This window comes from Rhizobium johnstonii 3841 (assembly GCF_000009265.1).
GTDB lineage: Bacteria > Pseudomonadota > Alphaproteobacteria > Rhizobiales > Rhizobiaceae > Rhizobium > Rhizobium acaciae.
Genome location: NC_008381.1, coordinates 284,905 through 295,609, shown reverse-complemented (window position 1 = coordinate 295,609; position 10,705 = coordinate 284,905). Strand labels below are relative to the sequence as shown.

Below are 10,705 nucleotides of genomic sequence, written 5' to 3'. Positions count from 1 at the left end.
AACATCCACACAGCTATTAGAGTTCGACCTCAGTTCAATCCGGAGTGTCGTTTGTCCAAGGCACATCGAAATATTCTGCATTGCCGCCTCGCGGAGCGGAAAGTCATATTTGCGGAGATTTGGCGGTGGTTGCTGAAGCTTGATTCAAAGAATTATATCTCAATTGCTGCTTGCTTAAGTCCCGGGATCCAATCAGGCCGCGCAGAAAACCTTCGAATAGAGCGTCATGCTCTACTGGAAGACATTTCAATTGGAGGAACGGGGTGATTGATGCTCCGGGTGATCGGGGCATGTTTGCCGGACAGACCGAACAGTTCGACAGGGCAGCACGCCCTATCTCATGCTGAACATTGCCGGGCGTCATGACATTGGCGTCATCGCTTCGAAATCGGGCAAGGCGCCGCTTGCGTAGCCGACCGCCCCGAGCGAAGCGATGGCGATCCGGCCGTCGCGGATCGACAGCAGCGGTCCGTCGCCACCCTGCTCATAGAGATCGGGATGGGCCGCGGCAAAGCGCAATTTCTCGGCCTGAGGCGCACCCTGCATGCCGGCGACATAATGATGGCCGTTGCGCTCGACATGGGAGAGGCCGAGCAGCGAGACCAGCGCCAGATCCTGCTGCACGGCAAGCCCGGCCTGGCAGGTCAGATCCTCGCCCGAGAGGAACAGTCCCGGCGCGGTTCCGGTTCTGATGCGGATCGCCTTCATGAGCGAGCGGTAGATGCCCTTGCAGGTTTTCGAGGAGACGCCGGTATAACCGAGCCGCCTGGCGGCGGCGAAGGCGCCGTCGCCGTCGTCGCTCTCATCGATCAGGAAGGGCAATTGCGCCGCCAGGTCCCCCAGCGGCGTTTCCATGGTGATCGCGCGCGAGAACGGCTGTTCGACAAAGGCAATGGCCGCACGCAATCTCGCGAGCCGTGGCCTCGCCTCGATTTGCCCCAGCAAGGCGGCAAGCTGTTCGGGGGCGCCAAACTGTTCGTTGCCGTCGACCGTCACCCGATAGTCGGGCAGGCGGTCCAGCACGGCGGCGATCCGCGTCAGGCGGTCGATATCGGCATCGATCGTGCCCGAAAGCTTGATCTTGAACCAGCGGTTGCCATAGCGTGTTATCACCGCCTCGAGGCTTTCCGGCAGGCCGTCACCGACGGGATCGACGATATCGCCCTCGGTGATCGGATCGACAAGCCCGATCGTATGCCGGGCGGAAATCGCGCCGGCAGGGCGAAGGCCGGCGAGCATCGCCGAGGCAGCGTCCGCATCGATATCGCCGGGCAGCATGGGGCCACCGATGCCGACGAGATTGCCCCGCACCGCCTCGAAGAAGGAAATGCCGGCAAGACGGCAATAGGCATCGAGCGCGGCGCGGGCGATGAGCGAAGGGCCGAAACAGGCGGCCAATGGATTTCCAGGCAGGCGCCGCACGGTCTCCATCTCGTTCAGGCGGGCGGCGGCAAACAGTGTCGCCAGCTCAGACGGTTCGAGCGAAGCAGCCGCAGCGGTATGGATCGAGGTGCGCAACTGATCGACATTTTGCGCCGGCGTGAAGGCCGGGTTCTTGTCGAACCATTTCGGCACCATCATCTCGGCGGTCGCACCAAGGCCGGTTCGCCCCTCTTCATCCTCGACGCGGACCCTGAGGAAGGCTTGCGGCGCCTTTTCGAGGGTAGCCGCACCAAAGCGGAACGGCAGGCGCAGCCTGATATCGCGCTCGAAAGCGTCGATCTCGATCACTCTGATTCGCGGCGCCGTCACGGAGCCTCCAATGTTTCTGTCCACGATCATGCCATCCGGTCGAGCATGGCGCGCGACACTTCGTGCTGGAGCGGTTCCCGGCGAAGCAGCCGGCCGATCTCGTCCACCATGGCCTGCCCCTGGGCGAGATGCGCCTCGTTTGTGTGGCCGGCAGCATGCGGCGAAATGGTGACATTGGCGAGTGCAGGGTCGCGAAAGGGACTGTCCTGAGGCAGCGGCTCGTTATCGAAGACATCAAGAGCCGCTTCGATACGGCCGGAGCGGATCTCGGCGAGCAGCGCCGCCTCGTCGACCAGCTCCGCGCGCGCCGTGTTGATGAACAGCGTACCGGGGCGCAATAGCGCCAGTTCGCGGGCGCCGATCATGCGGCGCGTTTCGGGCAGGACGGGCGCATGCAGAGAGACCATGTCTGCCTGGGCCAGCATATCGTTCAGCCCGGCTCTGAAAACGCCAAGTGCCGCAGCCTCGCTATCGTGGAGAAAGGGATCGACAACCAGCACGCGGCAGCCGAAGGGAACGAGAAGGCGCATGACCGCCCGGCCCACATATCCGGCGCCGACGATGCCAACCGTTCTGGAGCCCAGCAATTTCTGCGGCACGGCCGCGCGGACGTCGAGCCATTCGCCGCCGTTGCGCAATTGATGATGCAGCCGATGAATGCCGCGCATGGCGAGCAGCGCTTCGGCGACGACGAACTCGGCAACCGAGGCGGCAATTTTCGAAGCGGCATGGGTGACGCGAATGCCATCGTCGAACAGACGGGCGGGAACGAGTGTGCGGACGCTGCCTGCCGAATGGGCGACGAGGGCGAGTTGCGGATGGCGTTGGCGCGCGGCGGGATCGAAGGGCGGCGTGCCCCATCCGGTGAGGCACGCGACAGCGCCGTGCAGCAGTTGGTCGACATCGGTGGCGTCGATTGCGGCACCGGTCGGCCAACGCACCTCGCCAAGGGCGTTCAACTGGGCAATCGCCGCATCGTCCAGCATCATCCGGCGGGTTCTTTCGGTCAGCAGTACGGCGATAACGGGAGCCTGTTCGTTCATGGTTCTACTCTTTCGCTGCGGCGACCAGGCGCCGGAAATGAGCAAGATCAGCTCGGACCTTGTCGAGCGCCTGCTCACGGGAGACGCGGTATTGGGAATGCATCGAGAGCACGCCGGTAAATCCGGTGGCGACCAGATGCGGGACGATTTCGTTCCAGGGCACCATGCCTTCGTCGAGCCCGTACCAGTCGGAATGCCAAGCGCGCTGGCCATGGGATCCGTAAGCGCCTGGAAACCAGCCGCTGTTCTTGACGCCCATGCAGCAGAACCACGGATCGAGGATATCGAGGGTCAGACGCCAGTCTTCGCTTCCCTCGCGAATGATCTGATTGGCGGGATCGGGATAGGCGCCGAGCCGGATCGGATCGCGCCCGGCCAGCAATTGCACGGCAAGCGCGCCCGAACTGTGCAGGGTCCCGCCGTGAAGCTGGATGGTCAGCTTGATGCCGAAGCGGTCGGCCAGGCGCTCGAAGCCGTCGAGATCGCGCCGCGCCTCATCGACCTGGACCCGCCAGCGCCGCGACGGGTCGTAGCGCCAGAAGCCAAGCCTAATCTGCCCGATGCCAGCCTCGCCGCAACAACTAAGAAGCCGGGAAGCGGCATCGTCGGGCCGGGCGGAATCGATGGTCGCCATCGAGGTGCGAACACCGGCAGCGGCAAAGAACTTTACCGCATTGGCGATCCCCTCGGGCCTGTCAGGGGAAACGGCATGGCCATCGCGAATAAGGAGATCGGCGCAGTCGAACCCCAAACCGGCCGTGATCTCGGCTGCCTTCTCGAGCGGCAGACCTTCCAGGGTCTTGGTGAAATAGGCGATATCCATTGATCTTATCCCAGACGGAAGGCGCTGTTCATCAGCGGGAGAGACAAAGCTCGCTGCGGCGACCGAATGCATCGCGGGCGCGCACCGCATAACGCACGCCCTGCGGCGGCGACATGTGCAGGAATGCCGTCGAGATCAGCGGCGCTGAACTGACCTTTTCAAAAGCCGCGCCATCGGTGCTGACCAGGACATCGTAGAAGATGGCCGGGCTGGCATCGCCGGCAGCCCAGAACAGCATGCGCTCCTCCCGACCGCCGAGGCCGAGATAGCGTTCGACGACAAGGCCGCTCGGTGCCGCCGGTGGCACGCCGATATCGGGAACGACAAGCACCTGCGTCAGCGACGGCAATGGCACATCCAGGTCGACACTGATCCGGCCTTCGTCGCACGCGACGACGCTGATCGGATGCAGCAGGGCGGGCTCCTGCGCGCGGCGCATTTCGGCAAACTGCGCTTCATCAGGTGCAGGCGGTGCGCCGACCGGCTCGAAGAGCCCACGCGGGTTGCTTTCATCGTGCTGGGCTTCCCAGACCTCCATCGGATTGGTGAATTCCTCGTCGATGCGCAGCAGGCAAAGCGCGTGGCGGCCGGGAACCAAGCCGCTCACCTCGAGACGGACGGCGGTCCGGCCCGAGCGGTTGATGGCATCGACGCTATGGATGAGGCTGATGGAAACACCGCCGCCCGGCAGCCGCGTCGGCAGGATCGCCAGGCCATCCTGGTCGGGCGCAAGCGGCGGTTCGGCCGTCACCTTGCAAACGGTATCGCCAAGCGTTGCCAGCAGTTCCATCGATGTGAGGCCGGGCTTCTTGATGATGTCGAAGGGCGGCGCCCTGTCGACATCGGTGACCAGCATATCCAGATTGGTCTTGTGCTCCCACTGCGCCTTGGTGAAATTGCGCGAACCGAAATAGGCAAAGATCGTGCGCTGGCTCCAGCCGCCGATAAAGGCGTGGTCATTGCTGAGGAAGGTGAAATTCGCCGCTTTCGGGGCGATGATGCGCCGGTCGTGCTGTTCGATGATGCGGGCGATGATACCGGCGTAATAGGCTTTGCCGTGCCAGCTATGATGATCGCTCCAGCCAAGCTGCGGATCGCATTCATCGTTGACGATGGGCAAGCCCGCCAGGCGCGGGTGATGCTCCTTCAGATAGTCGACGACGAGCAAAGTGCGGTCGACGATACCGTTGGTTTTCGGGGTCAGGTCTTCCTTGCTGCCGTTGACGCCCTTTTCGTGGATCGAGATGTAATCGATGCGCGGCGGGCCGTCATCGCTGAGGCAGCTCGTGCCGCTGTCGCAATGGGCCATCAGGGCGCGAAAGATCGGCGAGAGCGTGCGGGCGGTTCCGGGTCCGCCCATCGGCAAGGTGGGATCGATGGCATCGAGCCCCGCGACGCAGGCGTCGTAGTAGTTGGTGTAACCCTTGATCCCGTAGGTCCACCAGCCGGAGTCGGCCTCGTTCGTCGTTTCGAAATACCATGTGCGCAATTCGTCCATGCCGTAACGCGCGCCATAACGGTCGACCGTTGCCGTCACGAGATCCCGCCAGCGCCTGACCTGATCCATGTCCTCATAGTCGGTGAACAGGCCGGATGGGTTGCCCATCAGTTCGAAGAACGGCTTCAGGCGGTGTTCGATCATCACGTCGAGCGCGCGGTCGAGCAGCGACCAGTCGTAGCCGACCTCGCCCTTCGCGCTCAGCAGATTGTAGAGATAATGCACCCGCAGGAACTTGATGCCCTCATTCGGCAGGCCACCGATATAGGCAAGCATCTGGCGCATCTCGGGCTCGAGCAGCAGCTCGGCCGGCGAAAAGCCGGTGCCGCGCCAGAACCGGTTGAACGGGCGTACCGCTTCACTGGCATCAACGCTTATTCGCGTACGTTCACGCATGGGTCGTCTCTCCTTGGGCGGAATTTTGGCCGTACGCCGCAATGCCGGCGCACGAGGCCAGGAGCCGGATTATTTGAACTTGTCGCGCATCGCGTCGATGCCGGGGATGGTTTTGGTCAGATGCTGATGGGCGGGATCGAAGCGCTGGATCAGCCCGCGGCGGTGCTTGCCGACAAGAATGGTGAAGATATAGCCTTGGTGCCCCGGCGAGGTGACCGTCGGGTGGTAACCCCGGTCGACCAGGACAGTGTCGCCGTTGCGGGTCATGAGGATCTTGACCGGACCGTCTTCGTCATAGGTGATCTGGCTGCCGAAACCGGTCTCGGGCTGGAAGCGGTAATGATAGAGTTCTTCGTGCCGGGTCTCGACATCGCCGTCTTCCGTATCATGCTTGTGGGGGGGATAGCCGGACCAGCACCCCTCGCCGGCATAGAGTTCACTCACCAGCAGGTTGCCGCAGCGTCCGTTCTGCCGTTGGCCGAGCAGGTGGACGATCCGCCGCTGGCTGTGGGTGTCAGACGAGCCGACATTGACCGCATCGACCTCATCCGGCGTGATGCGAAACGCGGCGTAACGCGTGTCGCAGAGGCCGCCTGCAATGGCGACTTCCGCCGCCGCGCCACGAGCCGATATCCGGACATTGGCGCCGACGGGCGCGTAAACCGAGTCCGCATCGCCTCCCCAGATATCGGCTCGCCGGCCCACCGCTTCGAACATGATGCCATCCACCTCGATATCCACCTGACCCGACAGCACGACGTAGAGGCTTTCGTGCGCGGGCAGCCGCCGGATGTCCTGCTCGTTGGAGGCGAGCGTGACGAGATCGAAGTAGATGAGATCGAGCGTCGTGGAGGAGGTATCCACAATGGGACGCTGCTCGGAGCGTGGAATGAATTCGGGCATCAATTGAACTCCGGAATTATACGATCGGCAAAGGGATTAAGCGTCAGGGATTCGGCGTAGTGACAGGCCACTGCGTGCCCATCGGCTGTGACGGTGCGTAAGCCGGGCACCTCCTGCTTGCAAAGCTCGGTGGCGTAGCGACAGCGAGGATGAAATGCGCAGCCGGGAGGCGGATGGGCGGGATCGGCAACCTCGCCCGCCAGCCGAATGCGCTGGCCATGGCGGCGCATCCGCGGATCGGCAATCGGCACCGCCGAGAGCAGCGCTTCGGTGTAGGGATGGAGCGGGCGCGAGAAGATCTGCTCCGTCGGCGCCTTTTCGACGACCCGGCCGACATACATGACGGCGATATTGTCCGAGATGTGCCGGACGACCGAGAGGTCGTGGGCGACGAAGAGATAGGTCAGGCCGAACTGTTCCTGCAGATCCTGCAGGAGGTTGATGGTTTGCGCCTGCACGCTGACATCGAGCGCCGAGACGGCCTCATCGGCGATCACCAGGCGCGGATTGGACGCCAGCGCCCGGGCGATGCCGATGCGCTGTCGTTCGCCGCCGGAAAACGCGTGCGGATAGCGGTGCATGTATTCGGGCCGCAGGCCGACGCTCTGCATGAGGTCAGCGACCCGGTGCTCGAGCTCCCGGCCCTTGGCGATGCCGTTGACACCAAGGACCTCGCCGATGATGTCGATGACCGGAAGGCGCGGATTGAGCGAAGATTGCGGGTCCTGAAACACGATGCGCAGGTCGCGATGGATTTCGTCGAGCGCAGAACCCGACAACGCGGCGAGATCGACCGTGCCGCCGCTGCGGCTGCGATAGCGGATTTCGCCGCTCGTCGGCTGATAGATGCGCAGCACCGTGCGGGCAAGCGTGGACTTGCCGCAGCCGGATTCCCCGACAATGCCGAGTGTTTCGCCATCCTCGACACGAAGCGAAACGCCGTCGACTGCCTTGACGTGTCCGACCACACGCCGGAATGCGCCCTTGCGAATGGGGAAATGCATCCTGAGATCGTTCAGCTCGAGCAGCGGGCTTGGTTGCGTCATGGGATCGGCCATCATCGTCTTCCTTCGTAAAGCAGACAGCTGGCGACATGCCCGTCGCCGATGGCGACGGGCTGTGGATCCTTTTGGTCGCACAGGCCCGCCCTTGCCTCTTTGCATCGGGGATGAAAGCTGCAGCCTGGGGGCCGATTGAACCGCGAGGGCACCATGCCGTCGATGATGGCGAGCCGTTCGGTGGGTTGCCCATGCATGCGCGGCACCGATTGCAGCAGCGCCTTGGTGTAAGGATGAACAGGCGCGTGGAAGATCGTGTCGACATCGCCTGCCTCCACCACCCGGCCGACATACATGACGACGACTTCGTCGGCGATTTCGGCCACCACGCCGAGATCATGGGTCACGAACAGCACCGAGAGCCCGAATTCTGCCTGCAGCGAGGCGAGCAGATCGAGGATATTGGCCTGGGTGGTCACATCGAGCGCCGTCGTTGGCTCGTCGGCGATCAGCAGCTTGGGGCGGCAGGCGAGCGCCAAGGCGATGCAGACGCGCTGGCGCATACCGCCGGAAAACTGGAAGGCATAGTTTTCCATACGCTCGGCCGGCCGCGGGATGCCGACCAGAGCCAATGTCTCGATGGCATGTTCGCGCGCCTCCTTCTTTCCCATCTTCAGATGCAGGCGGATCACCTCGACCATCTGGTTGCCGATCGTATGAACGGGGGAAAGGGCCGCCATCGGCTCCTGGCTGATCAGGCCGATCTGGGCACCGCGGATCGCCCGCATGCCGTGGCCGCGCGGATCGAGCGCCGCCAGGTCGACGGAGGCTGCTGCCGGATCCGGCCGGTAGCGGATGGCCCCCGAGACGATCCGCCCTCCCCTGGGAACCTGGTTGAGGATCGAGCGGCCGGTGATGCTCTTGCCCGAACCGGATTCGCCGACGACGCAGACCGTCTTGCCGCGCGGGATGGAAAAGGAGACGCCGTCGACCGCCTTGATGGTGCCCGCACCCCCGAAGAAATGGGTCCTGAGATCATCGACCTCGATCAGCTGGTCGCGATCCCCGTGCCGGCCGCCGGCCGCGGCAAAATTGGGATCAGTATTCATAGGGATCTGCAGCATCGCGTAATCCATCACCGAGGAAATTGAGGGCGAGCACGGTGATGATCACCGCGAGACCGGGAAGAAACAGCCAGGGTGCGCTCGAGACGGCGAGAATGTTCTGCGCCTCCTGAAGCAGCACGCCCCAACTCACCACCGGCGGGCGCAGGCCGATGCCGAGGAAGGAGAGCGCAGTTTCTGCGAGGATCATCGTCGGGATGGCGAGCGTCACCGAGGCGATGATGTGGCTCATGAAGGACGGAACCATGTGCCGCCAGATGATGCGCATCTGCGAACAGCCGTCGAGACGGGCGGCGATTACGAAGTCTTCCGTCTTGAGCGACAGGAAGCGGCCGCGCACCACCCGCGCCAGGTCAGTCCAGCCGATCAGCGACAGGATGATGGTGATCCAGAGATAGACCAGGAGCGGATCGGCGCTGATCGGGACGGCAGCCACAAGGCCCATCCACAGCGGGATGGTCGGGATAGAGTTGATGAGCTCGATGGAACGCTGGATGACATCGTCCACCCAGCCGCCGTAGAGCCCCGAAATGCCGCCCAGGATGATGCCGAGGATGAGGCTGATTGCCACCCCGATCAGCCCCACGGACATCGAAACGCGCGTGCCGTGGACCGTCCGGCTGAAGACGTCGCGACCGAGGCGATCGGCACCGAACAGGTAGAATGGTTTCCCCATCTCGATCGGACCGATCAGGTGCCGGTCGAAATTAAACAGCCCCCAGAGCCGGTAGGGTTCGCCCTTGACGAAGAAGCCGAGGGGGATGACGACGGCCGGATCGGCCACATAGTTGCGGCTGAGCGCGATCGGGTCAACTTTCATCGAATAACCGTTGACGTAGAGCGGATGAAACTGCCCGGCCGCGTCGTAGCCGGCGAACTTGATCTGCTGCGGCGGCGCATAGGTATAGCGGGAATCGTAGGTCTGCGATGAAACCGGGGCGAGAACCTCGGCAAACAGGGCGACCAGGTAGATCAAAAAGATGACGACGCCTGCCGCCAGCGCCAGCCGATGGCGACGGAAGCGGCGCCAGATGAGCTTCCACTGCCCGGCGACCGCGTCGGAATTCTGGATCAGTTCAGGTGATAGCGCGATGGCTTGATCGGTCATTGATATGGTCCTTCAGCCGTTGCGAATGCGTGGATCGAGCCAGGCGAGCAGCAGGTCCGAGATCAGCGTGCCGATCAGCGTCAGCATGCTCATCAGCAGGATGAACGTGCCGGCCAGATACATGTCCTGGGCAAAGAGGGCGTTGAGCAGCAGTGGCCCGGTGATCGGCAGGCTGAGAACGATGGAGACCACCACCGAGCCGGAGACGAGGTGCGGAAGTACCCAGCCGACAGTCGAGACGAACGGGTTGAGCGCCACCCGCACCGGATATTTCAACAGCAACCGGATTTCGCTCAAGCCCCGGGCGCGGGCCATGTCGACATAAGGCTTGTTGAGCTCGTCGAGCAGGTTGGCGCGCATGATCCGGATCAGTGCTGCGGTGGCGCCGGTGCCGAGAACGACGACCGGGATCCACATATGCGAAATGAGATCGCCGAGCTTGGCCCAGCTCCAGACCGCATTGATATAGGCGGGCGAAAACAGCCCGCCGGTACTTTGGCCGAAATACTGTGCCGAAACATACATCAGCACCAGCGCCAGCAGGAAGTTCGGGATGGCAAGGCCGAGAAAGCCGAAGAAGGTGGCGACGTAATCTCCCACCGAATATTGCCGCACGGCCGAATAGATGCCGATCGGAAAGGCCACCGCCCAGACGAAGAGCAGTGTGGTGACCGAGACCACCATCGTCAGGCCCATCCGGGCCCAGATCAGCTCGCTGACCGGCTTGTTCCAATCGAGGGATTGGCCGAAATCGCCGCGCAACAGGATGCCGCTGATCCATTTCCAGTATTGGACCGCCCAGGGCTGATCGAGGCCATAACGTTCACGCAGGCCGGCGATGACCCCGGGATCGATCGTTTCGTTCTGGGAGGCCAGACGCGCCGTCATCGCGGTCAGGAAGTCGCCAGGCGGCAGCTGGATGATGATGAAGGTCACGACGGAGATCGCGAACATCATCGGGATCATGTAAAGCAGACGTCTGATGATGAAGCCGGCCATGGTCAAGCTCCTTCAATCGGCAATCGCCGATCGGATGATTGGGACTGGGCTGGTGTCGATG

General features: G+C 63.1%; 9 protein-coding genes. All 9 read right to left on the bottom strand.

Annotation, left to right across the window (positions count from 1 at the left end; translation table 11 throughout):
* Window positions 1-360: 360 nt before the first annotated feature.
* Window positions 361-1,782: a mandelate racemase gene (locus RL_RS28825; RefSeq protein WP_011654314.1), complete on the bottom strand. Its 1,422-nt coding sequence runs from the start codon at window positions 1,780-1,782 to the stop codon at window positions 361-363.
* Window positions 1,779-2,795 (bottom strand): hydroxyacid dehydrogenase, encoded by a 1,017-nt coding sequence (locus RL_RS28820; protein WP_011654313.1) that lies wholly within the window; start codon window positions 2,793-2,795, stop codon window positions 1,779-1,781. Before RL_RS28820 ends, RL_RS28825 begins: the two co-directional genes overlap by 4 nt.
* 4 nt (window positions 2,796-2,799) lie before the next feature.
* Entirely contained in the window at window positions 2,800-3,618 is an 819-nt protein-coding gene (locus RL_RS28815; protein WP_041936825.1) for a sugar phosphate isomerase/epimerase family protein, read from the bottom strand.
* Window positions 3,619-3,649: 31 nt separating this feature from the next.
* Window positions 3,650-5,512, bottom strand: a complete 1,863-nt coding sequence (locus tag RL_RS28810) for a GH39 family glycosyl hydrolase (protein ID WP_011654311.1) — start codon at window positions 5,510-5,512, stop codon at window positions 3,650-3,652.
* A 69-nt stretch (window positions 5,513-5,581) separates the two neighbouring features.
* The gene (locus RL_RS28805) at window positions 5,582-6,415 is read right to left on the bottom strand and encodes a 5-deoxy-glucuronate isomerase (RefSeq protein WP_011654310.1); all 834 of its coding nucleotides are present in this window, start codon (window positions 6,413-6,415) and stop codon (window positions 5,582-5,584) included.
* On the bottom strand, window positions 6,415-7,473 hold the full coding sequence (locus tag RL_RS28800; RefSeq protein WP_011654309.1) for an ABC transporter ATP-binding protein: 1,059 nt from the start codon (window positions 7,471-7,473) through the stop codon (window positions 6,415-6,417). Before RL_RS28800 ends, RL_RS28805 begins: the two co-directional genes overlap by 1 nt.
* A complete protein-coding gene (locus RL_RS28795; protein WP_011654308.1) occupies window positions 7,473-8,522 on the bottom strand; it encodes an ABC transporter ATP-binding protein in 1,050 nt (349 codons plus the stop codon). The genes RL_RS28800 and RL_RS28795 overlap by 1 nt, the downstream gene beginning before the upstream one ends.
* Entirely contained in the window at window positions 8,512-9,645 is a 1,134-nt protein-coding gene (locus RL_RS28790; protein ID WP_011654307.1) for an ABC transporter permease, read from the bottom strand. The genes RL_RS28795 and RL_RS28790 overlap by 11 nt, the downstream gene beginning before the upstream one ends.
* A gap of 12 nt (window positions 9,646-9,657) precedes the next feature.
* A complete protein-coding gene (locus RL_RS28785) occupies window positions 9,658-10,644 on the bottom strand; it encodes an ABC transporter permease (RefSeq protein ID WP_011654306.1) in 987 nt (328 codons plus the stop codon).
* Window positions 10,645-10,705: the final 61 nt, after the last annotated feature.